Origin of the sequence: Pseudaeromonas aegiceratis (assembly GCF_046254905.1) — a bacterium.
Taxonomy (GTDB): Bacteria; Pseudomonadota; Gammaproteobacteria; order Enterobacterales; family Aeromonadaceae; genus Pseudaeromonas; species Pseudaeromonas aegiceratis.
The window spans coordinates 2902624-2927767 of the sequence record NZ_CP158016.1 but is presented as its reverse complement, the minus strand read 5'-3'; the positions used below and the strand labels follow the sequence as shown (position 1 = coordinate 2927767).

Genomic DNA, 25144 nt, shown 5'->3' with positions numbered 1-25144 from the left:
CCGGGTTTTGCTTTCAACATGATGATTTAAAAGGTTTTAAAATTTTGCTGAGTCCATCATTGTCCTACGCAATCCAATGCTATATAACGAAAGTGTGGGTTCAGTTGTGGGTTCAAAAATGGCGTTATCGGACAAAAAACTCAAGAGCATGCTGCGTGGGCACGAAGACGAAGTTCCACGCAAAATTGCGGATCGGGATGGTCTTTCTGTTCTCTGGCGCAGCACGGGGAAGGTGAGCTTCACCTACCGCTATCGCATCCACGGCAAGGCCAAGAATCTGGCCCTGGGCACCTACACCGGACAAGATGAAGGGCTCTCCCTGGCTGAGGCTAGGAAGCGAGCAGCTCAGTGTCGGGCTTGGTTAGAGGAGGGCAAGGATCCTGCGCTGATGAGCCGTCTCATCAAGGATGAGCGGTTGACACCTGTCACCGTGAAAGATGCTCTGGAGTACTGGTTAACCCACCACGCGGAAAAGAAGCGCGCCAACAGTGAGAAGCATCGTCAGCAATTCGTTCGCTGGGTCTACCCACGGATTGGCGACCTGCCTTTGGCCGAGTGCGAGACTCGGCACTGGCTAGGGGTGTTTGATGAGTATGCCAAGTCTGCACCTGTTGCCAGTGGCTATTGCTTTCAGAATTGCAAACAGGCGTTGAAGTTCTGTCGTGTCCGGCGCTATGCCATCAGCAATGTGCTTGATGATCTCACAGTGGCGGATGTCGGTAAGAAGCAGAGCAAGCGTGACAGGGTGCTGAGTTTGGCGGAGTTGCGTGCCGTCTGGGGTTGGACGGATGAGCTCAGCACCAATCGTTATTACGGCAACTTGGCCAAACTGTTGCTGACGTTTGGTGCCAGAACTCAGGAGGTCAGGCTTTCGGCGCCCAGCGAATGGGATCTGCAGGCTGGCGTCTGGACTGTGCCATCCCAGCACTCCAAGAGCGGAGCCAAGATTGTCCGTCCTATCCCCGACTTCATTCGCCCGCTAATTGAGGCATTGGTCGAAGCGGCCGAGCAGCAGGACTCACCCTATCTCCTCGGCGAACTCAAACGTCCTGAGGCGGTCAGTCAAGCTGGGCGCAGCATTTGGAGGCGTCTCGGCCATGCCGAAGCCTGGGCCTGGCACGACCTGAGGCGCAGCCTGGCAACTCATCTGAATGAGTCCGGGATAGCGCCGCATGTCGTGGAGCAGATCCTCGGGCATTCCCTGCCTGGTGTCATGGCCCACTATGTTCACACCACCCGTTTGCCAGAGCAGAGAGCGGCGTTGGAGCTATGGGGGAACATCCTCACATCAGCTGTGCCCAATGAGGGCAATGTGATTCAATTGCTGACTCGTTGATTGACAGATCGCGTTTCCCGATCTATGGCCAGAGGCGATATCCTGCTTGAGGTTCAATGGCCCCGTTTCTTCTGCCATATCTCGAATCGTTGCTGCACCTCGGCAACCAGGCCGCTGAGCCCATTAGCCTCCTTGCGCTCCAGCTCGGCATGACCACACTGGGGACAGACGGTGAACCAGGTGTGGCCTTCGATCAGCACATCGGACTTAGGGACCACAGTTTTGTGCCAGCCACACTTGGGGCAGCTCAGTGTAGTGGGGGGCATGGGGAGCGGCATAAAGGTTCCTTATGACTAGGTTTCAGCTCAGCATATCAAGGACAGCGGCCCCACAGTGGTGAGGCCTTCACACTCTTATGGCGCCAATTTGAGCTCGCACCCGGCCTCGATCAGTTGCTGCTGGTTGGCCAGCTCCAGGGGGTAGAGCAGGAGCGCTACTCATGTTGTCCATCGTAGCTTATCTGCATGAGATCCGGGGCGTTGTGCCGTACTATCCCAGCAGGCTAAAGCGCAGGGTTTGATCCCTGGTCATGTCACTCTTCTTCATTCTTTAGTTCTCCACTTCCATCGCATATCTGCGTGAAAATGCGACATGTATATGTAGTCAGTATCGACGTGTCCTCTAAGTATACCTATTCTTTGCTCGACGGCATGTAGGGCGACGAATCCCGTAATGTGCTCTCATGTTTAAGCTTTTTCTGTTGATAGCTTGGTGAACGATGGTGATACAGGAGAATTATGTCGAGAACGCTCAATGATAAGGCGATGGGGGCATTCGCTGGCTTGGCCATTGGAGATGCATTAGGAACCACGCTGGAATTCATGCCGCGTGATCAGTATGAGCCGTTACAGGACATTATCGGCGGAGGGCCGTTCCAGCTTAGAGCAGGCGAGTGGACGGATGATACCAGCATGGCACTGTGTTTGGCGGATAGTCTGCTTTGCTGTCGGCAGCATAATCCCATTGATCAACTTGAGCGGTATTCCCGTTGGCGCGAGGAAGGAGAAAACTCGGTGAATGGCCGTTGTTTTGACATCGGACGCACCGTTAGTAAGGCTTTGCGTGAATTTAAAGGCAGCTCATCACCTTATCCAGGTGGCCAAGACCATTACAGCGCAGGGAACGGTAGCCTGATGAGGCTTGCGCCGCTGGTCCTTTTTTACTCTACACATGTTTCTACGCGAGATACTGCTTCAGCGATAGTGCATTTGCTGGAGATGTCGGCGTTCAGTTCGATGACAACACATCGACATCCATTGGCGGTTAGTGCCTGTAAAGTGATGGCGCTTTTTATGGATCACGCCCTTGGTTTGACCAATTCATCATGCCAGCAGACGGATAAAAGCGCGATTATCTCGTTTTCTGCAGAAGAGACGGCCAGGTTGGGGGCGTTGCCAATTGAAATAAAGGATATTGTGCAGGGCAGCTATCGCCACAAATCACGGTATGACATTGCCAGTAGTGGTTATGTGGTTGACTCTCTCGAAGCTGCATTATGGGCATTCTGGCATGGTCAAACCTTCGAAGAAGGGGCATTACTTGCGGCTAATCTGGGGGGCGATGCCGATACAATTGCCGCAATTTATGGTCAGCTGGCCGGCGCCTATTATGGGCTTGACGGGATCCCTTCTAGTTGGGTTAATAAGCTTGCTTGGCATGAGCGGATTGTCGATTTGGCTCAGCAGCTGATTTTTCCTGCAGCAACTCGTTTACCCCAAGAAGAGGATGTCAGGAATTTACTGGACCAAATGCAAGCGGCAACAGATCAGAATGCTGAAATGCAGGCAACCCGATTGCTGAGTGCTGTTTATGCCTGTGGGATCATCCAAGTCGACTACCTCGAACACCCGGTTGTCAGAGCGATGGCCCTTGCCGAACAGCACGAATGGGTAAATAACTCAACAAAGTGGGAACTGGAGGATTGTTGTTATTTGCTGACGGCATTGGTGCGAGCAGCACGTTTTAGCAGTTATTCTGGTGTGGATGGCATCGCTGATGAACTAACTGGCGGCCGTATCTCTGTGATCTTGATGCGTATGGCAAGCATAATTGGTCATTCAGGTTGTCACTTTCCTTTGACGCTTGGTGAGTGTGATGATTGAAAAAATAATGATTCAGCTTGATGATAATCAACTGGATGCCAGCAGGCCTCATCGGCATCAAGGCGCTGAAACCGCCTCAATTTGGCTTGATTGCTTTCCTGATAATCAGATGGGCCGAAGTCTGTATCTCATCAATGGCAGTAATGAAATTTTAACGTGGGTTAGAGCCTGTCCTATTAGCTCAGTTACCATTGATGATAATGCGTTTGGTGGTGGCGGTGAGATGTTGTGTTATCAGGATGTTGCCCATGGGCAAGCAGTCAAGATAGATCAATATGATGAGTTCTACGATTTAGATTATTCGATATCTGTCGAGGTGAGCTTATTCTCGGAATGCTTAGGTCAACAGAGGTTCTCTCCTACACCTCGCAAAGGTGGTCTTAAAAAAGTAGGGCTTGTTTGGCGAACAACAAGAACAGCTGACAACGGAAATGTGACGAGATGACGAGTAATTTTATTTTTGTTGGTGATGTCCATGGTCAGTTTAAAAAATTGACTGAGCTAATGGATGCAGTCGATTTCATTCCTGACGATCCAATGTCTACAGCCTCTGACAGCAAGATGATCTTCGTTGGTGATTTGATTGACAACGTTGCGCAGCAAGGTGTCGATCAACTGGCCACCCTGACGCTGGTTAGGTCGCTGTGCGAACGCAACTTGGCGATTTGTCTGTTGGGCAATCATGAGTTCAATGCGATTGGGTGGTGGCTGCGACATCCTCAAACCGGGCAACCACTTCGACAACACAGCAATGACAACAAACACCAGCATCAGCTTTTCTTGGAAGAGGTTGAAGAGGATAGCGCCACGCACGCCGATTGGGCTCGGTGGTTCATGACACTACCCTTGTTTCTCGATCTGGGGGAGGTTAGGGCGATTCATGCCTGTTGGGATCGTACTGTCATAGCGCAGATCAGGCCATATCTTAATTCGGATAATAGCCTCAAGGCTGAATTCTGGCCTGATGCATTTAATCCACAACATGAGTTGCACGATTTTTGTGAGATCCTGCTAAAGGGACCCGAGATCGGGTTGCCCGAGGGTTTTGGTTTTCATGACAAGAGAGGTAAGTTTCGTCAGCAGATCCGTGTCAGCTGGTGGCAAGATTCGGCTCGTACATATCGAGAATTAGCCCAAGTACCAAGTGCGAGTCGAACAGCTATTCCCGATGTGCCGTTACCTGATGCGATTCGTCCGTTAGCGCAAGAACTCCCTGTTGTCGTGGGACATTATACCCTTTCTGGGATGCCTGAATTATTGAGTGAGAAAGTGATTTGCGTTGACTACAACGCGGCAGCAGAAGATGAGCCGCTGGTCAGCTATTTGTGGTTTACAGACAATCAAAAACCGCATTGCCCCGATGCATGTCATTTTTTCTGGTCAGATCAGCCACATTTCAGTCGTGAGGCAGAGGCAGGAATGTCCCAGTGGTTGGCCAATATTGTTGAACCGCTTGAGTGGCCACATCACAAACCAGAGCAGCTTGAATTATTCTGTACCGAAGTGCGAAAAATACTCTGGCAGCACTGGGATCCGTCTGGCGTGTTTGGTATCGAGGCATGTCGTGATGAATACGATGGATATGTCAGTGATATAGTCAAGTTAGTGTTTGCTAGTGGAAGTGAACGTCAGTTGATCGGTGGCTATCTATTAGGGTTGGAGTTAGCCTATTTTGGCGGTGAAACGGACTCCGAACGTTGTGGGCGTGCAGCGGTATATTTAATGGCGGCACGAGATTCCTGGCTTGCAACACAAGTATCGTGAAAAATCAATGAGTGTAGCCTTATCTATTAAAGAAGAGATGTCATATGGTAAGAAAATTAAAACCGGGTAAACGGTGTCCGGTGTGCAAGGCGCCTATGGTTGTCATCACGCAAGATACGCTTCATCAGCTTATGGAGCTGAATCCTGCTATTCACAGCATTCCCAATTCAATACTGAGCGTATCGAAACCCTATTATCATATCTGTAAGGGGTGTGATGGTTATGCCCTGGGTGATCAGTTGTGGGACGGTTTTCCTTTTGAGGATATTGACGGGGTTATCCGTGAGATCCATGGCAAAGCAATCGAAGCTGGTTCGTTGGATAACGAAAAGTAAAGACGCCAACACCCCAATTTTGGCGCCTTGATTTTTTACTACACCGCAGCAGCTAATTTGAACTTACAGCCCTGAGCGATAAGCGAGTCGCGGTTGTGCAGTACCAACGGGAACTGGTCAGGGTATTGGCTGTGCTGGCCGTCGTAGCTCACTTGCATGCGATCCAGGGCGTAATGCACCAGGGGGAGCCGGCGTCTAAAACGTAGCTTACCGTCTTGCATATCATAATCCTGGGCGATGATCGCCTGCTGGCCCGGGGTCAGGCAAGGATTGGGGATGATCACCACCTCGACCTCGGTGTTCCACTTGTCGTCCTGCTCCCTGCCATGCTCGGAGGCATCCAGCAGATCCGGCACACCGCGAAAGCGGCTCATCACAAAGTCCAGATATTCGCCTTTCTTCTCGCAGTAGGCCCGCACATGCCAGCGGATACCGTCATAGATCAGGGTGTGCGGCACGATATTGCGGCCACTGGTTTCCTCCGAGCTCAGGGAGGCGTAGTCCACATCCACCCGCAGTTGGTTGCGGGCGGCCTGCACCAGGCCCCGCACTATCTGCGGATCCACATGGCGGGAGGGCACATCCAGCACCTCGGTATGGCCATAGCGCAGATCCATCAGGGAGAGCATGCTGGTCTGGGCCTTGTCCTGGTGCAGCAGGTGCAGGTATTCGTTCACCGTGCCCTGACTGAATCGTGGCACAAAGCGCTCGGTGGGCTTGTAGCCCTTAAGCTGGCGATCGTACACCAGCCCTTCCGGTGAGAACTCTTTGATATAGCGGTTGATGTCCTTGGATGCCTGCTGTCGGCCAATCTCAAAGGCACTGCACAGGTGATTGGTGGTCAACCGCCCCTCCCATTGCAGCACTATCTCCAGCAGACGAAATCGCAGGGTTTGATCCCAGGTCAGCTCGCTCTTCTCCATCGGTATTCCTCCACCCTAACTAGGGGCATCTGCGCGAAAACGCGACATGTGTGTGTAACCAGTATGGTCATGACTATACAGGCTACATATCATTGTGTCATCAAATGACGCCGAGGAGAGCCCCATGTACAGCCAACACGCCACGACACGCATGCAACAGCGGGGCATCAGCCCCCAGGCCGTAGAGCTCCTGTTGGCCTACGGGCGCTCCAGTTACCACAGGGGACGCGAGGTGTTGTTTTTCGATAGTCAGGCTCGTCGCGCCCTGCAGCATAGCGCCGAGCTGGAGGGGCATCAGTGGGAGCGGATCTGCCGCAACTACCTGGTGCTGGAGGGTGGCACCGTGCTGACTGTGGGTCACAAGACTTGCCACTTCAAGCGGGATCGCCATTGATAAGTGCCCAGAGGGAGCAACCGATGGATGTGATACGAACGGCGCGAGGCGAATCGCTGCTACGGATGCCTCTGCTGGCGTTGCAACAGGCAGAACTGCATCAGGCGGCGGCCCGCTATCGACTAGTTCAGGCACAGTTGAAGGCCCATGTCATGCCGCCGATATGCCCAGTAGACGATCGGTTTTTGCTTCTAACCGGTTTGCCCAATCTGGTGCTCGCTCACGGCGTGCAACTGAGCGGAGAGCCGGTCGTGAACCAGCTTAATCAACTGCTCACTCAGGTAGATGTGTGGTCCAGTCACTACGCAGATGAGCATCAGCTCCTCCGGCTACTGGCGCTCTGGCTGGATAAGCTGTTGCGCATGGCGATGCCAACTGAAGTGAGTAAAGCAGATCCGTGCCATTTGCTGAGTCTGGGTCCCCTGGAGCGGCGCTGCCTGGGGCGAGTGGGTACGCCTTGGCACGAGTGGGCTGAGGGCCGACCGTCACCAATGATGCCCTCAAGCGAGGGCATGACTATGGCCTTGCAGTTGGCCCTGTTGGCGTTTATCCGAGCTCAGGAAGGCAGCAAGGGCCTGACCTGGCTGCTGGATCAGCCCGAAGGGAAGGGGGGCTCAGTGAAAGAGACTGCCGTACTGCTCTATGGGGCCTTGGTCGGCCCTTTTCAGGTGCAGAGTCTGCGCCTTCCTTGTAAAGAACTGGAATCAAAACAGGAGTGACATCATGGGGAGCTTTCTAATCATTATCGTATTGCTAATGATCTTTGGATTGTTTTTAACAAATACTGAATCCAGCAATGAGCAGGCAAGTGAGCAGAGCTTGGATATGGCTTCAACTGATTTGTTGATCTTGCTGCTACAATTAACAAAGGCTAGTGCACAACTTTATTCAATATGTCAAGAGCTTGGTGGTTCGGTTAATTCGAAAAGGCTTATAAAAACACAAGGGTTAATAGATTCTGAGCGTAAGAGATTGGTGGAGCGATTACGTAAGGCTGGAGTCTCAGAGTTAGCTATACAACAGGCATCGAGTATTGAGTAAAGTATATCAGTCGATGTAGAGTTGTATATTTAAATGCTTGGTTTTGAGTGTTACTTGGTAAGGCTATTATAAATGTACGTTTGGAGAGAGTGATATGCTTGGCAAAATTAAAGAAAAATTTTTGACAATAGTTAAAACACAAGAAGATGTGCAGCAGGATGTTGATGAGTTGTTTCCATTTGAGTATAAGGCTTTACCCGGTGTTGTGGTCACATTGTCTCATCCTAAAGTCTGGTTTCTCGATGAGAAAAATCAAGTTGAGCTCATGGTAGATGTTTCCGTCAAAGCTCTCCTGGTGGGAGAGCACCATGGAAGCGTTAATATTTGTGGGCAAGTAGTATATGATGAGGTGGACAGGAAAATTGTGTTAAAGAACCCGGAGTTACTAAAATTAAACATACCATCGGTATCGGATAAGTATATTGATACGATTAATGCTGTTTTGAACATTATAATGAAAAAACATCTTTCAGACCTTTTTGCGTTTTCTCTGCCAGAGGGGATTAAGTATAGCTTGGTAAAAGGTTTAACCATTGATAATCGCACAGTTAGAATATCTTTGTTATGAATGTGTTACTATCCTAATTCCTTTGCGGTTGACATGTGTGCATGCTCGAGAGCTGGGGTAGCACGGAACAATCCAGTAAGTAGCGCACCCAACATAACAGGTCACCCAATGTCTGATGCAGGTGGTGCGGGCTGAGAAGGAGACACCAATTTATATTGGTGTCTCCAGTCATTAATTTACAATGTCATCAAAATTATCTATCAGAAACCTTACTTCAACCCTTCTGTTTTTGGGATTTGATGCATCAATCTCCGGCAAAGGTCTAGAGTCACCATATCCAGCTACTACAATGCGCTTTGCTGATCGATCATCCAACTCACCAATGATTGCCTTTCTAACCTCTCTAGCTCTCGCTGCAGATAAGGTGAAGTTATCATCATATACGGTACAATATTTTCTATAGTCCGTAACGGGGCGAGAAACTGGAATGTTATCTGTATAACCCTCGACAAAAATTTGAGCTTTAGGATTTTCGCTCAAAAAGCTAACCAATTTACCTCTGACAGAACTGACAGCGTGTTGGGCCTCCTCTTTTAAGCATGCACTTCCTCGCTCAAACACACTGTCTGCCAATGTCAATCGGTTGGATGTCATATCAAGTACCATCAGATTTGATGCGTCGTCGTCTTTCATCATCTCTTGGAGGGCCGCTTTGACTTTAGCCATAGGGTCTTTCATTTTGCTTTGAGCTAGTTTCGCCTGTTCAGCTGCTTTGGCCATTTCCTGCTGGTGATGCATATCACTGACACTTTTTTGAAGAACAGCAATGACCAACAACAGCATAACAACAGCCATGACACCAGACATCAAGTCGGATATAGCAATCCATTCGCTTGGTTTATCCTTCATGGTTAATGCTTACCCTTCAATACTGGTTTCTTGAAATTCCGGCCTAGTCATTGATATCTTAATGTCATCTCTCAGGCCCTGTATTTCATTCAGCATTGCCTTGGAGTGCTCAGGCAAAAGAGAGAGGTTTGACATACTGGTAACAAGATTTTTAGTATGACTACTAACATGCTGGATTGGCTCAAGTGCTGAATGCAATTTCACTACTTCTAAATGCAAGTTTTCTATTTTCTTAGGTGCTTCAGTAAGGTGTTTCAATGGCATAAGACTATCAGGAAGCATGATGAGGTTTTTAATGACAGTTTCTAGGCTGGTAATGGATTTATCTAGTGAATCACCGACGCCTTTAATCTGACGGTTAGAGGAGGAAATCGCTGAAAGTCCTATCTTGATAGGCTCACCAAGCTCATCATGAAGCATGCTGGTGATTTCCACCATTTTTTCATTCAATGTTCTTGTTGATGTAATGAATTCCTGAGAGGCTTTTTGTTGGATGATAAGGCTGTTATTAATCGAATTCTTAACATCTACCATCGTCGTTTTAACATCAGAAGATAATTGTCCAAGAGCCGTGGAGATCTCTCTAGTTGCCTCTCCCAACTGTTTACTACCTTGCTCCAGTGTTTGAGAGGCTTGTGTGCTCATGTTGGTAATGGCGGCACCTAGATCGAGGCGTACATTGTCGAGAACGTCCGTGAATTGCGTCTTAAACTGTTCAATGGCATTGACCAATTCACCCGCAGCACCACCAACGCGATCAGCCCCACCAGCCATGCGCTGTGCGGCTTCAGCCATATTTTGAACGATGGATCCGGTGTTCTGTGTGAAATCACGCATAGAATGCATGGTGTCAGCAGTATTTGCTTTTATTTCTTTCATCACTGCACAGAGCGCTGTTGTTTGTTCTTGTATGGCTGAGTGCAGCAATAAATTATCTTTGTTACTATTTGCGTTGAAATCCAATATGTTTTTATTGGTGAATTTTAGTAGTTTTTCGCTGTTTTCGTAATGAGCGCCATTTTGCTCAAAAGCAAGAGTAAGATTTCTAGTGAAGTTATCAACCAGATTGTTAGATACTTCGTGAAGTTTATGAAAAAGAGCTTGCTGTTTAGCTTCATCTTGAAATGAAATGGCGCTTTTTCGCTTGTCCAATTCAGTTTTTACTTTATGGATGACCCAGCTAAGTCGTTTTTCTTCAACTCTGGTCAGTTCTGCCCATATTTTAAGTAACACAAAACCGGAGATGCCCCAGGTTGAGGTCTTAAATTTGGTACCCAACCCCTGAAGTAGACCCAACAGATCTTGCATGCTGCTGGCTGCTGCACTGGCATTCATGGCATCAGGCTGTCCCAAAATATTCGATGCATGATTAAGAGCCAAACCGAGGCCAAGAAAGGTACCCAACAGACCGACAACCAGTAGCATGCCTGGCATAATTTCTGCCATTTTCTCAGGAGCGGTAGCGACGGCATGCCAGAGATCTGTAACACTGCCATGCTCAATATCCAAATCATCGCTTTCGTCGTTGGGGGTACCGCGGTTCCACTTGTTTTCCCATGACTTTGGCGTAGCAAGCATATGAGTACTGATGATGGTCAACCCCATCATCAGTAGCAGGATGCTCATAAATGCAACCTGAATCGGATCCGCAAAGTTTGGCAGTAAAAAACCCATAATATCATGAGCACTCATACTGTAATCTCCAAAACATTGTTCATGCGAGCTTCTGATTCTTTCTTGAATATATTGGAATAGTCAGTGATTAGCTCTTGCTCTTCTTGAGTCAAATCTCGGAATGCGAGGTCATGTTCTGCACAATGAATCAATATGCGTCCAACCTCTGCACCTTCATCGATTAGATAGCTTCTGTCCTGAGCTTCGATTTCTTCAGGTGTTTTTTCAAGCAGCTGCAAAAAGCCCTCGATGGCACCAACATAGCGTTCAATATCTCGACGTTTAGTGGATAGTGCATCTAAATTCTCTTTTTCTTCTGGTACTTCAGTTGCCAGGCTAGCTAACTCGTCAGTCTCTTCGATTGATAGCTCTCCTTGAATGTCTTTAGCCAGCAATAGTCGCTTAAGCAACATGCTATCTTTTGCATGTTTGCGGTTTGCTTCTTGCCATTGAGTACCCAGGTCCTTTGCTCGCATGGCCCAAGAGGCGATTAGCTCTTCAAATACAAAAGGTGTTAGTTTCTTGCCATATTTTTGTTCGAGTAATCTATCTAGGCGAATGGCGGCCTCAGAACTTAGTTCCGGATTTTCTTTGATTAAGTTTGATGCGATACGAACCAGGAAGAGATCATCTAGGCTCAAATCGGATACCGTTTCTGCTCGGCTAAATTTATCTTCTGCCATTTTAAGCAGTTTCTGAGTTGCACGCAGACGCAAATAATGCTCAAAGTTCGCTGGTTCTCCAGCCAGTGTTCTAGCTAAATCAGCCTTGGAAATTTCATAGTCATTGATAGCGGATGCTAATTCAAACTGCTTCCGTTCAGGGGTATCACCCATTTCGCGTTCAACACTGCGGAAGGTTGCTTGATGTTCTCTGGCTGTTGCCAAGTCATCATCACTCAATTCCATTTCATCATCAGTATTGAGTCCTTCTTTTGATGTCTGGCTCTTTTGCGCTTGCCAGCGTTTGGCTAACTTGATTGCCCATTTAATTGCTTCATCAATTTTTCTGGCTACGGGAGAGTTTTCAAATGCTGTTAGTACAGTTATCCCTTTATCAAGCGCTAGTAATGCAGTTTTTAGCCATGGCCATGGTACTGCATCAGCTGCTAGTCTTATTCCAGTTTGAATTTGCGCTACAAACGGCTTGACTGTTTGCCAAACTTTTTTTACACCATCAACGAAGCCTTCTGCTTTTTCAGCCACCCAGCCGATGGCCTTTCCTGCCATCTCTTTTGCCTTGCTTAATCCATTGCTTATAGTGCTTGCTGCGGAACTAACGAAGCTGCTAACAGAGCTAAAGAACCCCATACTTTTCTCCAAAATTGTCTTGATGATTAGTGATAAGATTAAAAGCCAAGCATTTTCATGCCGGGCTGAATTGATTCAGATTGTGCGTTATCGTTTCTTTTTTTTCCTACCTGTTTACGTGAAGCGAGTATCTGCATTATTGCTTCGGCTAGGTGTTCCCAGTGCACCTTTGGTGAAGGGTTGTCATTTAACAGTGCTTTAGGAAACGCGGTTCTTAATGCATTTCTGATTTCTCTGCCAGATAGACCTTCAGATGCTTCAGCGCAGCGAGTTAGGATGCTGATCCTGTCTTCGGCCAGAGGTACGCCGGGTACTAGCATTTTGTCCCATAATTTTCTTCTACCATCTAGATCTGGTAGTTGGAACTCTATGTGGTACCGAATACGGCTGACAAATGCCTGGTCATAGTTTTTTGCGAAATTGGTGGCAAACACTACAATGCCGTCGAAGCGCTCCAGTTCCATGAGAAGAGTAGAACGCATAGCGTTGATTTCATTATCTATCCCCTGTGTTACGGAGGAAAGGCGAGCACCTAGAAGTGTATCTGCCTCATCAAAGAACAGCACCGCACACTCTTCATTTGCAGCGTGAAATGCTGCTGTAATGTTTTTGGCTGTTTCACCAACATACTTACTTTCCAGTTCCGCAATACCAATGTGTATGAAGTTTCGCTTTAAACTTCCTGCCAAAGCTTCTGCTGCCAGTGTTTTACCCGTGCCTGGGGGGCCATAAAAATTTATAACCATATTTCTCCCCATGGGATCTACATCACCAAAACCCCAGTCACTGTATATTGTTTTATGGTGCTTCATCGCACCAATTGCTTCGTCAAATAGTTGTTTAGTCGTCGCTGACAAAATCACATCTTTTTCGAGAGTTAGACGGGGAATCCTAATTTTGAAGTCAGAGTTATTATTGCTGTGATTTTGGTTTGGCTTCTCATCCATTGTTCATAATACCTGTGCTAAAGCATAAAATGCTGGCGATGATAGATGTGTATTCATTGTTTGATTTGGCTGCATTACACCCACTCTTCCCCCAGCGCCTCTGCTTGTTGCAGTACCGTTTGTACGGCCTCGTCCTGGCCATCGGGCGGGTATTTGTATTTGCGCAGTATGCGTTTGACCATGATGCGTAGTTTGGCGCGGACGCTGTCGCGGGCGGACCAGTCGACGCTGAGGTTCTTGCGCAGGTTGTCGGTCAGCTCCTGGGCTATCTTGCGCAGGATCTCGTCCCCCAGTTCCAACACGGCTGCTTCGTTGTTGGCCAGGGCGTCGTAGAACTTCACCTCGTCGTCGGTCATGCCCAGGGCTTCGCCGCGTCTGGCGGCGTCGCGGAACTTCTTGGCCATCTCCACCAGCTCTTCCATCACCTGGGCTGTCTCTATGCTGCGGTTCTGGTAGCGCTTGACCACATTGCTCAACATCTCGGAGAACTTGCGCTGCTGGACCAGGTTGCTGGCAAAGCGGCTTTTCACCTCGCCTTCCAGCAGGCGCTCCAGTAGTTCCACCGCCAGGTTCTTCTCCGGAAGGTTGCGCACCTCAGCCAGAAAGTCATCGTCCAGCAGGCCGATATTGGGCTTGTCCAACCCCACCGCATCGAAGATGTCTACCACCTCTTCTGAGACCACCGCCTGGTTGATGATCTGGCGGATGGCGGCCTCGCGCTCCTCGTCGCTGCGCTTCTTCTGGCTGAGATCCCGCTTGGTGAGGATCACCTTCACCGCCTGCAAGAAGGCCACCTCCTCGCGTACCGCCTTGGCATCATCCAGGGTGCAGCACAGGGAAAACGCCTTGCTCATGGCCAGGGCATGGTCGGCGAAGCGCTGCTTGCCATCTTTCTGGCCCAGCACATGGTTGGCGGCACCGGCCAGCAGCTTGTGGCCGCCGCTGGCAAAGTCGCTGTAATCAAAGCCATGCAGCATGGCCCGTAGAATATCCAGCTTCTCTTCTAAGAGCGCCCAGGCCTCCCGGGCATCCACCGTGGGTTTGCCGCGCCCCTGGCTGGCGGTGTACTCCTTCAGGGCGGCCTTGAGCTCGTTGGCGATGCCGATGTAGTCCACCACCAGGCCGCCTTGTTTGTCTCGGAACACTCGGTTGACCCGGGCGATGGCCTGCATCAGGTTGTGGCCCTTCATGGGTTTGTCCACATACATGGTATGGACGCAGGGGGCGTCGAAGCCGGTGAGCCACATGTCCCGCACTATCACCAGCTTGAGGGGATCCGTGGGATCCTTGAAACGCGACTCCAGGCTCTTCTTCACCTGTTTGGGGTAGAGGTGCGGTCGTAGTAGCGCCTTATCGCTGGCGGATCCCGTCATCACTATCTTGATGGCGCCCTTCATGGGGTCGTCATCATGCCAATCGGGGCGTAGGGCGACGATGGCGTTATACAGATGCACGCAGATCTCCCGGCTCATGGCCACCACCATGGCCTTGCCGTCCTGGGCGTTGCAGCGCTCCTCGAAGTGCGTCACCAGATCGGCGGCCACCTTCTGGAGACGGGGCTCGGCCCCCACGATTTTCTCCAGGGCCGCCCAGCGGGATTTGAGCTTGGCCTGCTGCTGCTCTTCCTCGTCTTCGGCCAGCTCATCCACCTCATCATCCAGATGGGGCAGTTCGGCTTCGTTAAGCCCCAGCTTGGCCAGGCGGGATTCGTAATAGATGGCGACCGTGGCGCCATCCTCTTTGGCCTGCTGCATGTCGTAGATATGGATGTAGTCGCCGAACACGGCGCGGGTGTCGCGGTCTTCGCTGGAGACAGGGGTGCCGGTAAAGGCCACAAAGGTGGCATTGGGCAGGGCATCCCGCAGGTGCTGGGCGTAGCCCACCTGGAACTTGGTGCGATAACCGGCGGCGGCCTCGGCCACCTGGGGCAGGGCCACCTCCTTGAGCTTGGCCTCGAAGCCGTATTGGGTGCGGTGGGCCTCGTCGGCGATGACCACAATGTTGTGGCGATCGGAGAGCAGGGGGAAGCTGTCCTCATCCTCGCCGGGCGCGAACTTCTGGATGGTGGCAAACACGATGCCGCCGGAGGGGCGGTTGGCCAGCTTCTGCCGCAGATCCTGTCGGGTCAGCGCCTGTACCGGTTGTTCCCGCAGCAAGTCCTGCGACAGAGAAAAGACGCCAAACAGCTGGCCATCCAGATCGTTGCGGTCGGTGATCACCAGTATGGTGGGGTTTTCCATCCGGGCTTCCTGCATCACCCGGGCGGCAAAGCAGGTCATGGTGATGCTCTTGCCCGAGCCCTGGGTATGCCAGACCACGCCGCCCTTGCCCTTGCGATAGCCTTCGGCATCGACGCGGGAGGCGGCCACCACCTGGCCGATGGCGGCGCGCACTGCATGAAATTGGTGATAGCCGGCGATCTTCTTCACCAGCTTGCCATCGTCCTCAAACAGCACGAAATAACGCAGGTAATCCAGCAGGTACAAGGGCGCCAGCACGCCACGCACCAGGGTCTCCAGCTCGCCGAACGGGCCGAAGGGATCCAGCGTCACGCCGTCCACGGTGCGCCACTGCATGAAGCGCTCGGCATTGGCCGAGATCGAGCCCATGCGCGCCTCGGAGCCATCGGAGATCACCAGCACTTCGTTGTACTGGAACAGATCGGGGATCTGCTCCTTGTAGGTCTGGATCTGCTCGAAGGCCTTCCAGATATCGGCGTGTTCATCGGCCGGGTTTTTCAGCTCGATGACCACCAGCGGCAGGCCATTGATAAACAGGATGATATCGGGGCGGCGGGTGTGCTTGGGGCCCTTGAGGGTGTACTGGTTGATGGCGGCAAATTCATTCTGCCCGGCGCTGTTCGTCCAGTCCACCAACTTGAGGTAGTCGCCTCGGGTCTCTCCCTCTTTCTGGTACTCGACCTTGACGCCTTGTACCAGCAGGTTGTGAAAACGGCGGTTGGCAGATAGTTGGGACGGGATGCCCAGATCCAGCACCTGCTGGAGGGCATCTTCACGGGCCACCAGGGGGGCCTGGGGGTTCAGGCGGGCGAGGGCGCTGCGTAGCCGCTCGATCAAGACGGGTTGTAGATAATCGGCCCGCTCCTGGTTTGGGCCCTCGGGGGCGATATCGTAACCGCAAACAGCCTGGTAGCCGACCTCTTGCAGCCAACCCAGGACTTCCTGCTCCAGTTGATCTTCCGTCATTACCACACTTCCCTGTGCTCTGACCGTCCTAGGCGGCGTCTGTTGTTATGCGGGTAAACTCAAGTGGTATCGAGCAATTGCTCAGGCCAAGTAGTTCATCATTTTCTAAATCAAATGGCCACACCTGGAGCTCTAATTCATCTGAAAAAGTGAAAGGCTTCAAGGGTTTTGTGAAGTTGTCTGTCTTTGGGTAAATCAGCACCAGTGCGCCCTGACCTTGTCGGTACTTCAGGCCATAGGCGAGCATCTGGTAAAAGTCCCCTTGGCTCAGGCCATATTTCTTGTCTCGGTCCTGTTCGTTGAGCCGCTTCCACTTGGTATCCAGCACCCAGGTATCCGGTCCTGCCGTCAACAGCAGATCCGGCTTTAACTGGAAGATGCCTTTGTCATCGTGCTGGCACAGATACTCGCTGGCTGCCTGGGGGTGCAAACGGGTGCCGACGTACAGTTTGCCTCGCAGCACCTTGGCCACATGCTGCTCGAACAGTTTCTCCATGGGGAACAGCAAGCTGATGCCCTGGCTGGCCCCCTGAATTGCCAAGGGCATCTGCTGCCCCAGCACCAGTTCGCACCAGGGGCGCACGGCCTGGTAGTGAGCCATCAGGCGATCGGTTCGCCAGCGGGCAAAGTCCTGTCGCACATCGCGACTTGAGGGGATCTCGTGCAGATAGCCGGCCAGTTCCCGGGCCAGTCGCCAATTGGTCGCCTCCTGGGCGGCCTGACAGACCTTGTCCAGTGCTAGACGCAGCAGGCGGTTCTCCGGTCTGTCGGGCAAGAAGAGGTCGTGGCGCAGGTGAAACAGATGCTGGCGACCGGGCGGCTGGCGCATCTGTTTGGCCATATCCAGCTGACCGCGCAAGAAGGGCTGCTCCTCCTCGACGCGCTGATAGTCAAAGCGCAGACCACGCTTGATCAACTGATCCAGCGCCAGCAAAAACTGGCGCATGACCCACTCGATCAAGGGGGAGTCGAACAGCTGTACCTCCGCCACCTCCGTCCTACGGTGGGGCAGATCCAGTGCAGAGGCGATGAGCCGGCTGAGCAGGGCCCGGCTTTTTGCCGGATCCTCCTGCGCCTCATGATGCTTGGGCAGGATCTCGATACCAGTACCACAGGGCGTCTGTAGTACTCCCACATGGTTATCCAGCCGTAGCCAGCACCGATTCTCCACCTCCACCAGGCGGGCGCCTTGCTGGCCAAAGCCGGCTTGCAACCGGCATAGCCAGTCAAAGGCGCTGGGGCTTATCTGGGCACGATCCAGATCCGGCGCTATGGCGTCTGTCGTCAGTCGGGCATGCTCACGTACCCTGATCCAGGTATGTGCCATCACTCCCCCTGGAGGATCTGGTGGTAGCTCTCGATATTGCCGAAGGCGGCCTCGTTAATCTGCCAGCGTCTGTCCTGCAAATGCTTAAGAAGCGACTCGCCAAACAATTGGTTTAACTGGTTATCGCCATCAGGCTGCTTGATAAAGCACAGGGATTTGTCCTTGGCTCGATGCCCATTGAGCACCCATTCGATGCGCTGCCAATCCTCGAAGAAGTACTCCTGCAGCAGCGGCAGTATCTGGTTGCGAAAGATTGACGCCAGTTTGTCGAGGGTTTGCTCCTGTTTGAGCGGCAGAAAATAGGCGTGGCCCAGGCAGTGATCCCGATCCAGCAACACCTCGATGCGCTGGTTCATCACCTCAAGCAACTGGCCGATATTGAGCCCGTCAATATCGGTATCCTTAAGCAGCTCAGGTTTGGGTGGCATCTCGACAAAGGTAAAGCGGCGACGCAGGGCGATATCCAGCCCGGCCAGCGAGCGGTCAGCCGTGTTCATGGTGCCAATCAGGTAGAGGTTATCCGGCACACTAAAGCGCTTCTTTGAGTAGGGCAGTATGACTTCCAATGCTTCATCAGCCCCTTGTCGCTTGGAGGGCTCGATCAGGGTAATCAGCTCGCCAAAGATGCGAGAAATATTGCCACGGTTGATTTCGTCGATGATCAGAACTCTCTTTGAGTTTTTTATGCCGTCACTAGTTTCTTCTTGTTCCTCTGAAAGAAGAGTCTTTAAATAGTCTTTATTTATCCGCTCATCTTTCAATTTATAAACTTGGTGAACAGGAGAAGGGTTAGGTACTAGCATTTTTAGCTGAAGGGGAACCTGATAAGTTTTTAGCCATGAAATAGACATTGTCTGGCTAGTGTTATCTAAATGTGTAACCCTCCCGATCGCAACAAGGTAAGTATTGCCATCTGCCAATACAATTAAATCCCCTGTTGCGGCGATTTCATTGTCAAGCTTAAGCTGACCAGAATCGATAGCGCTTTTGATTTCGTCATTATACTCACCCTCAGCGCCAAATCTGAAGTGGATAATATTTATCTTGTCAATATCCATCGAGGCATTCTGTATCTCAGGGCGTCTAATTTGCAATTTTTTCTCATCACGCATGCAGCAAGATTTGAAGATCCCATCAATGACTGTATAGCGTAACTGCTCAGTGGTGTTATCGGTGACGGCCCGAATCCCCTCCACAAAATCCTCATAGCTAAAGCTCTGGTGAAAGGTGACAAAATGGATTTGCCCCATGTTAACCAGTTCATCAAAGCGGGCCTTTAGTGTGGCTCTAGCCTGGTTGCTGTCATCTTGATTGGAGCGCCAACACTCAGGATCCAGGATCTCAACCGCCTTGTTAATCGAGTTATAGGTCTTGCCGGTGCCAGGAGGGCCATAGAGGATCTGATTAAGTGGGGATGCTGTCGTCATGGTGGGGATATCTGCATTGAAATGAGTTGATACGGTGGCGTTTTCACTGAGAGTGATATCAGTTTTCTGATCAGCAAATGTGGTGTAAAGCATCCAGGCTAAAATGTTGTTATCGACATGGGTGTCTGAAGGCAGCCCGGCTTTCTTCATGGCATCTTTGATTGAGTGGTTTAATTCAAACCAGTCCCGGGATTGCTGATAAGGCAATTCAAAATCACTGGCTAGGTGATTCAACAGCTTGCGGCAGTCATCCACATTCATTATTGTTGTGTAGCGTTCTGGTGCCATAGCTGAAAAAACTCGACGAACCACAGCTTCTAATCGTCGACTAAATAGCCCTTTGTTCTGTCGTCCACTCCAATCAATAAGGATTTTATCATAAATCTCTTTGCTTGGGTTTTTCATCACGTCTTTCGTGACGGCCTTGAAAAAGTCAACGTTGTTTTTGTATTCTTCATTGTATAGTTGACCAGAGCCGATACTACATACCCCATTATTTTTTTCGCGCCATAACCATTCCAATGTTGACTCGTCGAGCGCCTGCTTCCCATTTCTTATTGTTGAAATCGTTTCAATACGAGAACGATAGTACGGTTTCCAATCATCAATAGACTCAGGTCGTTGATTATACCATTGAGCGCATTGGGCTAGACTATGTATACCTCTACCGTCTTCCCATAACCTATCAATCGAATCGGCTAAGGTTTGAGGGATGCAAACCCCCGAGCTTTGGGCGCTCCACTTAAACTCGCCTTGTGATAGCTGCTCAAGCAACACCATCGGTAGCAGGCCGGAGGCACAATCAGGCCGAGTCTCTTCGGTCTTAAAGCGGATATAGCTGCGGGTCTTTGTCGGGTCTCGCCAATCTTCATCTTTAAAGCTGCCCTCGGTGACTGTGCCTCGTGCCACCAAGCCGCGAGGATTGACGCCGAGACGGATAAGATAGACGTGATCACCTGGTTGCGGTTTGGTTGAGTTACAACTCCAGCGTTGAGTCTCACCAACGTGAACACCTGCATTGCCTCCTGCCCGATAGTGTTCCGGGTTCCAAGTTAGCAGGTAGGTCGAGGGACGCTTTTCAGCTGTAGTTGATTCTTGTGCCACATAATCCCGCCAGTGGCGCAATGCATTTCGTGCAGTTCCGTTACTGTAGTCTCCCTCCTCGGCATGCTTGCCTTGCTGGCCATAATCAGCCAGTAGGCCATCAAGTTGCTCAAGGTCAGTGATGGTCCACAGTTCCTGTGCACTGTGTTGAGCGAGGTGGTTTATCCCGGTACAGTATGAATCTATGCTATTGGTCGACATTGAGCGAGACTGCAGGTAGTCCCGGTAGCCGTCCTTGGTTACTGGCATAAGTTGGTCTCTTTAAGTAGTGCTTCCGCCTCCGGCAGCCGTAGCTGGCCGGAAATCAGCTTGGGCAGCAGGGTATCGCGCAATTGGGCAAGGGTTTGGGCTTGTTTTAGATTCTCTTTGAGCCGTTCCATTACTGGCGCGATAGCTTCTTCGAAAGCATTAATGACGGCTGTTGTTGGATATATGACCGAAACACCTGTCAGGGTATCGCGGGTAATAGTGTCGAATACTGAACCATGTGTTCTTTGTTTTAGAGTTTCAACCAGTCGGTAAGTACTGAAGTAGGTGAAGTAGGCATCGCCCGCCTTGCCGCGTAGACCATAGCACGACTGATTCATCGCCATTTCCGTTCCGACCAGAGCAAGACGTCCAACCGTTCCTCTTGCCGAAATGATGGTTGTTCCTACGGGTAGCAGTTTGGTGGATGAGTTATTCAGACCTGCCACTGTGATGTGTTTTTCAGTCCCGATGACGAATACGTCTGTTGTCGTTGGTGCATCCACGACAGAAAACCAAGGGATATCGCCATTCCAGTATTCAGCAATAGACGTTTTCGGAGTGCCACCACCAATTACGTTGATAGTTTGTGTGAACGACTGGACACGCCACTCCTTCGGCACCATCCCCAGCTCGGACTCTTCAAAGCTATCGGGGAACAGGGCGGCGGTGGCGTCATCCATCCCTTGCGGCGGCTCGCCGCGCGCCTTGGCATGCACCGGATCGAAGTCGATAAACCAGGATTTAAACAGCGCCTGGGCAATCGCCTCCAGCGTGGCATTGGTTTCGCGCAGCAGAGCAATGCGGTCGTCGAAAACCTCTAATGTATCAGCAATTTTGTTTTGTTCGTTTATGGTTGGCAATGCTAGAGGTAAGCGTCCAATCGTTGCTTGATTCAAAGACGCCATGGTAGAACCAGTAGAGTTCTGAAGAAGCCAATCCTTTACCGATTTTGTCTGTAGTGCGTATGCAATAAACCTTGCATCACATGACTCAGGAGGTCGAAGTCGTATGCCATCCGATCCAAGAAACCACCCGGCCTGTTGACTACGGATCAAAGCACAGCGCTCAATACCCCCCTTTCTGGCAAATACAATGTCACCTTCCTGCAGAATATATTCGGGAAGGCGCGACAAGGTTGCTTCGCAAACCCGAGGTGTCTTGTTATCTATATGGAGTACACCGTGCCCAATTTCCCTGACTGAAATTAAAGGCACGCCAATCTGCACATACTCACTAGCTTTTAAAGCTGTTCCAAAAGGTCCTGTTTTGATTGATCCGCCTTTCTGAGATAGCAGTTCACTAATAGTCAGTGCTTTTGACCACTCAGAACTCATACCCCAGCCCTCCCAGCTTTTGGCGAATTAGCTGATCCAGCTCGGCGCCCTTGGCCATCTGCTCACCCAGCTTCTCGGTCAGTGCCTGCATCTTGTCGGCAAAGGCTTCGTCATCCTCTTCCACTGCTTCGGCACCGACATAGCGGCCTGGCGTCAGCACATGGCCATGTTGGGCGATCTCATCCAAAGAGACCGAACGGCAGAAGCCGGGGATATCGGCATAAGCTTGGTCGGTTTCGCCATCCCCTTTCCAGGCATGAAAGGTATCGGCGATGCGGGCGATATCCTCAGGTGTCAGCTCAATCTGTACCCGGCTGACGGCGGTGCCCAATTTGCGGGCATCGATAAACAGCACTTCGCCTAAGCGGCGGGTCTTGCCATTGGCCAAAAACCACAGACAGGCCGGGATTTGGGTGTTGAAAAAGAGCTGGCCGGGCAGGGCGACCATGCACTCGATGACATCTTCCTCCACCATGGCGCGGCGGATATCACCCTCACTATTTTGCGAGGAGGACATGGCGCCATTGGCCAGCACGATACCGGCGCGGCCGCCGGGCTTGAGGTGATAGAGCATATGTTGCAGCCAGGCGTAGTTGGCATTACCGGCGGGCGGCGTGCCGAACGCCCAGCGCGGATCGCCCTCCAGCGAGCCATGCCAGTAGTCGCTGATATTAAACGGCGGGTTGGCCATGACAAAATCGGTGCGCAGGTCCGGATGCTGGTTACGGGTAAAGGTATCGGCCGGCTCGCGGCCTAAGTTGAAGTCGATGCCGCGAATGGCCAGGTTCATGGCCGCCAGACGCCAGGTGGTGGGGTTGGACTCCTGACCGAAGATGGCCACATCGCCGAGCTTGCCGCCGTGGGCTTCGATAAATTTCTCGGATTGCACAAACATGCCGCCTGAGCCACAGCAGGGGTCGTAGACCTTGCCGGTATGGGGGGCCAGCACGGCTACCAGGGTCTGTACGATACTGGCGGGCGTATAGAACTGGCCGCCCTTCTTGCCCTCGGCGCTGGCAAACTGCCCCAGAAAGTACTCGTAGACCTGGCCCAGGATATCCCGTGCCTTGGATTGATCCTCGCCAAATCCGATGGTGGAGATAAGGTCCACTAGCTCGCCAAGCTTGCCATCCGGCAGCGGTGCCCGGGCGTACCGCTTGTCGAGAATGCCTTTAAGCCGCGGGTTTTCCGCCTCGATGGCCGCCAGGGCATCATCAATGCGCTTGCCGATATCCGCCTGCTTGGCGGCGGCGCGCAGGGCCTCCCAGCGGGCGCTCTCCGGCACCCAGAAGACGTTCACCTCCTTGTAGTAGTCGCGATCTTCCAGCTCGGCGGCAATCTCCTCCTCACTGGCATCCAACAGGCAGTAGTCGTCCTGCTCGTCGGCAAAGCGGGCCGTGAGTTCCTTGCGGCGGGCGGCGAAGGCATCGGAGATAAACTTCAAGAAGATCAGGCCCAGCACTATGTGCTTGTATTCGGCGGCATCGACGTTGGCGCGCAGCTTGTCGGCGGCGGCCCAGAGGGTTTTTTGGATATCGGTCAGCATGGTGAAAGCATCTTGTGGCAAGGATTTTGTTGAGGCCGCAGTATATCAAAGGCTTAAGCAAAATCTGCCGGTGCAAGGGGGCTTTTGCCCCCTGGACGGATCAACATGTCGCCTTTTGGCGCAGGTCAACGGGAGGACGTTTGACCTTACTGGAACAGGCGCAGGCACTGCTGGCCAGGCAAGTCTTCACCCTCAACGAGGCCCGGGCCTTCGCGGCCCTGGCAAGCCAGGCGCGCGGCGAGGAAGCCCGGCGGTTCGACGAGCTGTGGGAGGCGGTTTACACATTGGCCGACGAGGCCACCCTGGCTTGGTTGGCGGGGGAGGGGTGAAGTCTGTGGTTTGGCGTCACTCTGTTTTCTTTACCCAGATCCATCCCTCTTTGCGCGCAAGAGTCTCGTCGACCGGCGGGTAACAGTTTCCTTGCAGAAAATCGGCGCCTGCCAGGCAACATAGGGCTGCATCCAGGATGTCCGCATTGGCGATCAGCGGGGCGGGCTCGGCAATTGAGACCCAGGCGGCTAATTGTCCGAGGATGCTTGCTCTCATGCGCCTGTGCTCGGCTGATCCGTCTTTGTATCCGCTATTGGTCAAGCCGTAGGCAGTGAGGGTGCCAGCCGGATAGGCCTCTATTGCCGCTAACCCAGTGATGTTGGGTGCCCAGGCCAACGGAATGGATTGGCCCGTTAACTGACGGAGCCTGCTGAGCAGATTCAGCGCTGCGGTGGCGGTACGGGCGATACGGTCTGCCCCAACATCCAAGGGTTGTTTACCCGTTTGTACCTTGATGAAGCGATCGGTCTCTCGGCGAAAGAGCTGATTGGCGGTCGGTGCTATGGCCGAGCCGGCCTGATGGGTGACCAAGGTGGCACCAAGTGCATCGGGCCAGCCCAGGGGGGCATCCAGCGCCAACAGTGTTGGTTGGTTGTTCGGTACCCATTCCAGGATGAGGCGAGCGAGCTCCTGATCCCCCGCGCCGGTTCGTGCGTCTTCTATTGTCAGCTTACCGTGATGAAGTCGTGCCTTGGCCAGACCGACCTTTTTGGGTTCGGTGGCGCAGTCGATACCGATGATGGTGATGGGGCCATTGCTGGGGGCCATGGTCTTTATCCTCTGTGCCGGTGAGCGCTCAAGCCGGTAACTTAGCCAAGCGGATAAAAAAAGAATGTGTAAGCAAGCAGGCAGTTCCACCCATTCCAGACTCTGGAGTGGGTCTGGAATGGTGAATGTATGACTAGCCGGTTTCCTTAAACGGCTACTGTATCCAACTGCAAGGTGAGCTGGTAGGCGCCCATGGCGTGGTAAGCGCAGAAGTTGCGTTCCCACAGGCGATAGAGGTCGCTGGCATCTTCGCGCTCCAACTCGCCCAAGTAGATATGTTCGAACCGCAGATTGGTGAAGTCGAACGCCAGCTCGGGTTCCAGTCCGCACATTTCGTGATAACCCGCATAGCAGAGATCGCGGATGGTCTCGATCTGCCAACCGGCTTCTTGTCTGGCAATCCGGATCTCCACGGGGTGGTAACCGCCTTTGATCGGGTGGTAGTTGAGGTTCAAGAAGTTGAACACGATGTGCTGATGCTCGGCGAGATTGATGTCTTGTTGGTGCAGGGCCTGCGACAGCAAGGCCAGCAGCGGCTCCCCCACAGGCAGGGGCAAGCCTTCCTGAATAAACGGAATGGTCATGATGGACTCCAGAATAGGTGGGAGTG

23 protein-coding genes are annotated in these 25144 nt (G+C 51.9%); 10 read left to right on the top strand and 13 right to left on the bottom strand.

Annotated features, from left to right (window positions below; all coding sequences use genetic code 11):
- The first annotated feature begins 118 nt into the window (after positions 1-118).
- The gene (locus ABHF91_RS13780) at positions 119-1336 is read left to right on the top strand and encodes a tyrosine-type recombinase/integrase (protein ID WP_409420835.1); all 1218 of its coding nucleotides are present in this window, start codon (positions 119-121) and stop codon (positions 1334-1336) included.
- 53 nt (positions 1337-1389) lie between these two features.
- Here ABHF91_RS13780 and ABHF91_RS13775 read toward each other — a convergent pair whose 3' ends face one another.
- Complete coding sequence (locus tag ABHF91_RS13775; RefSeq protein WP_409420834.1) at positions 1390-1554, bottom strand: hypothetical protein; 165 nt, start codon at positions 1552-1554, stop codon at positions 1390-1392.
- Between the two features lie 519 nt (positions 1555-2073).
- Between ABHF91_RS13775 and ABHF91_RS13770 the strand changes: the two genes are divergently transcribed.
- The 4 genes from ABHF91_RS13770 to ABHF91_RS13755 are packed head-to-tail and all read left to right on the top strand — an operon-like array spanning position 2074 to position 5537.
- Positions 2074-3438 carry an ADP-ribosylglycohydrolase family protein gene (locus ABHF91_RS13770; protein ID WP_409420833.1) on the top strand — a complete coding sequence of 455 codons (1365 nt, stop codon included), beginning with the start codon at positions 2074-2076 and terminating at the stop codon, positions 3436-3438.
- Positions 3431-3883 (top strand): hypothetical protein, encoded by a 453-nt coding sequence (locus ABHF91_RS13765; protein WP_409420832.1) that lies wholly within the window; start codon positions 3431-3433, stop codon positions 3881-3883. The genes ABHF91_RS13770 and ABHF91_RS13765 overlap by 8 nt, the downstream gene beginning before the upstream one ends.
- Complete coding sequence (locus tag ABHF91_RS13760) at positions 3880-5202, top strand: metallophosphoesterase (RefSeq protein WP_409420831.1); 1323 nt, start codon at positions 3880-3882, stop codon at positions 5200-5202. Before ABHF91_RS13765 ends, ABHF91_RS13760 begins: the two co-directional genes overlap by 4 nt.
- Before the next feature lie 44 nt (positions 5203-5246).
- Positions 5247-5537 carry a hypothetical protein gene (locus ABHF91_RS13755; RefSeq protein ID WP_409420830.1) on the top strand — a complete coding sequence of 97 codons (291 nt, stop codon included), beginning with the start codon at positions 5247-5249 and terminating at the stop codon, positions 5535-5537.
- A 38-nt stretch (positions 5538-5575) separates the two neighbouring features.
- On the opposite strand, the gene ABHF91_RS13750 is transcribed toward ABHF91_RS13755, so the two are convergent.
- Positions 5576-6460 carry a WYL domain-containing protein gene (locus ABHF91_RS13750; RefSeq protein WP_409420829.1) on the bottom strand — a complete coding sequence of 295 codons (885 nt, stop codon included), beginning with the start codon at positions 6458-6460 and terminating at the stop codon, positions 5576-5578.
- A 124-nt stretch (positions 6461-6584) separates the two neighbouring features.
- Here ABHF91_RS13750 and ABHF91_RS13745 point away from each other — a divergent pair, with 124 nt between their 5' ends.
- From ABHF91_RS13745 to ABHF91_RS13730, 4 genes are all read left to right on the top strand, one after another.
- The gene (locus tag ABHF91_RS13745) at positions 6585-6854 is read left to right on the top strand and encodes a DUF4258 domain-containing protein (protein ID WP_409420828.1); all 270 of its coding nucleotides are present in this window, start codon (positions 6585-6587) and stop codon (positions 6852-6854) included.
- A 23-nt stretch (positions 6855-6877) separates the two neighbouring features.
- Positions 6878-7573: a hypothetical protein gene (locus ABHF91_RS13740; RefSeq protein ID WP_409420827.1), complete on the top strand. Its 696-nt coding sequence runs from the start codon at positions 6878-6880 to the stop codon at positions 7571-7573.
- A gap of 4 nt (positions 7574-7577) precedes the next feature.
- A complete protein-coding gene (locus ABHF91_RS13735; RefSeq protein WP_409420826.1) occupies positions 7578-7895 on the top strand; it encodes a hypothetical protein in 318 nt (105 codons plus the stop codon).
- A 94-nt stretch (positions 7896-7989) separates the two neighbouring features.
- A complete protein-coding gene (locus ABHF91_RS13730; protein ID WP_409420825.1) occupies positions 7990-8463 on the top strand; it encodes a DUF1439 domain-containing protein in 474 nt (157 codons plus the stop codon).
- A gap of 171 nt (positions 8464-8634) precedes the next feature.
- Here ABHF91_RS13730 and ABHF91_RS13725 read toward each other — a convergent pair whose 3' ends face one another.
- The 9 genes from ABHF91_RS13725 to ABHF91_RS13685 form a co-directional block, all read right to left on the bottom strand.
- Positions 8635-9312, bottom strand: a complete 678-nt coding sequence (locus tag ABHF91_RS13725) for a flagellar motor protein MotB (protein WP_409420824.1) — start codon at positions 9310-9312, stop codon at positions 8635-8637.
- A gap of 9 nt (positions 9313-9321) precedes the next feature.
- Positions 9322-11004, bottom strand: a complete 1683-nt coding sequence (locus ABHF91_RS13720; protein WP_409420823.1) for a hypothetical protein — start codon at positions 11002-11004, stop codon at positions 9322-9324.
- The gene (locus ABHF91_RS13715; protein WP_409420822.1) at positions 11001-12296 is read right to left on the bottom strand and encodes a hypothetical protein; all 1296 of its coding nucleotides are present in this window, start codon (positions 12294-12296) and stop codon (positions 11001-11003) included. Before ABHF91_RS13715 ends, ABHF91_RS13720 begins: the two co-directional genes overlap by 4 nt.
- Positions 12297-12334: 38 nt before the next feature.
- On the bottom strand, positions 12335-13243 hold the full coding sequence (locus ABHF91_RS13710; RefSeq protein WP_409420821.1) for an ATP-binding protein: 909 nt from the start codon (positions 13241-13243) through the stop codon (positions 12335-12337).
- A 74-nt stretch (positions 13244-13317) separates the two neighbouring features.
- Positions 13318-16449 (bottom strand): type I restriction endonuclease subunit R, encoded by a 3132-nt coding sequence (locus tag ABHF91_RS13705; protein WP_409420820.1) that lies wholly within the window; start codon positions 16447-16449, stop codon positions 13318-13320.
- A 28-nt stretch (positions 16450-16477) separates the two neighbouring features.
- Entirely contained in the window at positions 16478-17776 is a 1299-nt protein-coding gene (locus tag ABHF91_RS13700) for an McrC family protein (RefSeq protein ID WP_409420819.1), read from the bottom strand.
- Entirely contained in the window at positions 17776-20556 is a 2781-nt protein-coding gene (locus tag ABHF91_RS13695; RefSeq protein ID WP_409420818.1) for an McrB family protein, read from the bottom strand. The genes ABHF91_RS13700 and ABHF91_RS13695 overlap by 1 nt, the downstream gene beginning before the upstream one ends.
- Positions 20547-21890, bottom strand: coding sequence for a restriction endonuclease subunit S (locus ABHF91_RS13690; protein ID WP_409420817.1), 1344 nt, complete (start codon positions 21888-21890; stop codon positions 20547-20549). The genes ABHF91_RS13695 and ABHF91_RS13690 overlap by 10 nt, the downstream gene beginning before the upstream one ends.
- Positions 21880-23436 (bottom strand): type I restriction-modification system subunit M, encoded by a 1557-nt coding sequence (locus ABHF91_RS13685; RefSeq protein WP_409420816.1) that lies wholly within the window; start codon positions 23434-23436, stop codon positions 21880-21882. The genes ABHF91_RS13690 and ABHF91_RS13685 overlap by 11 nt, the downstream gene beginning before the upstream one ends.
- A 140-nt stretch (positions 23437-23576) precedes the next feature.
- On the opposite strand from ABHF91_RS13685, the gene ABHF91_RS13680 reads away from it, so the two are divergent.
- Complete coding sequence (locus ABHF91_RS13680; protein ID WP_409420815.1) at positions 23577-23765, top strand: hypothetical protein; 189 nt, start codon at positions 23577-23579, stop codon at positions 23763-23765.
- Positions 23766-23781: 16 nt separating this feature from the next.
- Here the strand turns inward: ABHF91_RS13680 and ABHF91_RS13675 are convergent, their stop codons facing one another.
- Both ABHF91_RS13675 and ABHF91_RS13670 read right to left on the bottom strand, forming a co-directional pair.
- A complete protein-coding gene (locus ABHF91_RS13675) occupies positions 23782-24534 on the bottom strand; it encodes a DUF429 domain-containing protein (RefSeq protein ID WP_409420814.1) in 753 nt (250 codons plus the stop codon).
- Positions 24535-24680: 146 nt separating this feature from the next.
- Positions 24681-25118, bottom strand: a complete 438-nt coding sequence (locus tag ABHF91_RS13670; protein WP_409420813.1) for a DUF2787 family protein — start codon at positions 25116-25118, stop codon at positions 24681-24683.
- Positions 25119-25144: the final 26 nt, after the last annotated feature.

Bases quoted from the DNA above. Each gene is read 5' to 3' on its own strand.
- ABHF91_RS13685 (WP_409420816.1), bottom strand. From the start codon at position 23,436: ATGCTGACCGATATCCAAAAAACCCTCTGGGCCGCCGCCGACAAGCTG.
- ABHF91_RS13750 (WP_409420829.1), bottom strand. From the start codon at position 6,460: ATGGAGAAGAGCGAGCTGACCTGGGATCAAACCCTGCGATTTCGTCTG.
- ABHF91_RS13725 (WP_409420824.1), bottom strand. From the start codon at position 9,312: ATGAAGGATAAACCAAGCGAATGGATTGCTATATCCGACTTGATGTCT.
- ABHF91_RS13770 (WP_409420833.1), top strand. From the start codon at position 2,074: ATGTCGAGAACGCTCAATGATAAGGCGATGGGGGCATTCGCTGGCTTG.
- ABHF91_RS13715 (WP_409420822.1), bottom strand. From the start codon at position 12,296: ATGGGGTTCTTTAGCTCTGTTAGCAGCTTCGTTAGTTCCGCAGCAAGC.
- ABHF91_RS13720 (WP_409420823.1), bottom strand. From the start codon at position 11,004: ATGAGTGCTCATGATATTATGGGTTTTTTACTGCCAAACTTTGCGGAT.
- ABHF91_RS13780 (WP_409420835.1), top strand. From the start codon at position 119: ATGGCGTTATCGGACAAAAAACTCAAGAGCATGCTGCGTGGGCACGAA.
- ABHF91_RS13755 (WP_409420830.1), top strand. From the start codon at position 5,247: ATGGTAAGAAAATTAAAACCGGGTAAACGGTGTCCGGTGTGCAAGGCG.
- ABHF91_RS13735 (WP_409420826.1), top strand. From the start codon at position 7,578: ATGGGGAGCTTTCTAATCATTATCGTATTGCTAATGATCTTTGGATTG.
- ABHF91_RS13705 (WP_409420820.1), bottom strand. From the start codon at position 16,449: ATGACGGAAGATCAACTGGAGCAGGAAGTCCTGGGTTGGCTGCAAGAG.
- ABHF91_RS13740 (WP_409420827.1), top strand. From the start codon at position 6,878: ATGGATGTGATACGAACGGCGCGAGGCGAATCGCTGCTACGGATGCCT.
- ABHF91_RS13765 (WP_409420832.1), top strand. From the start codon at position 3,431: ATGATTGAAAAAATAATGATTCAGCTTGATGATAATCAACTGGATGCC.
- ABHF91_RS13690 (WP_409420817.1), bottom strand. From the start codon at position 21,890: ATGAGTTCTGAGTGGTCAAAAGCACTGACTATTAGTGAACTGCTATCT.
- ABHF91_RS13745 (WP_409420828.1), top strand. From the start codon at position 6,585: ATGTACAGCCAACACGCCACGACACGCATGCAACAGCGGGGCATCAGC.
- ABHF91_RS13730 (WP_409420825.1), top strand. From the start codon at position 7,990: ATGCTTGGCAAAATTAAAGAAAAATTTTTGACAATAGTTAAAACACAA.
- ABHF91_RS13700 (WP_409420819.1), bottom strand. From the start codon at position 17,776: ATGGCACATACCTGGATCAGGGTACGTGAGCATGCCCGACTGACGACA.
- ABHF91_RS13760 (WP_409420831.1), top strand. From the start codon at position 3,880: ATGACGAGTAATTTTATTTTTGTTGGTGATGTCCATGGTCAGTTTAAA.
- ABHF91_RS13675 (WP_409420814.1), bottom strand. From the start codon at position 24,534: ATGGCCCCCAGCAATGGCCCCATCACCATCATCGGTATCGACTGCGCC.
- ABHF91_RS13710 (WP_409420821.1), bottom strand. From the start codon at position 13,243: ATGGATGAGAAGCCAAACCAAAATCACAGCAATAATAACTCTGACTTC.
- ABHF91_RS13695 (WP_409420818.1), bottom strand. From the start codon at position 20,556: ATGCCAGTAACCAAGGACGGCTACCGGGACTACCTGCAGTCTCGCTCA.
- ABHF91_RS13670 (WP_409420813.1), bottom strand. From the start codon at position 25,118: ATGACCATTCCGTTTATTCAGGAAGGCTTGCCCCTGCCTGTGGGGGAG.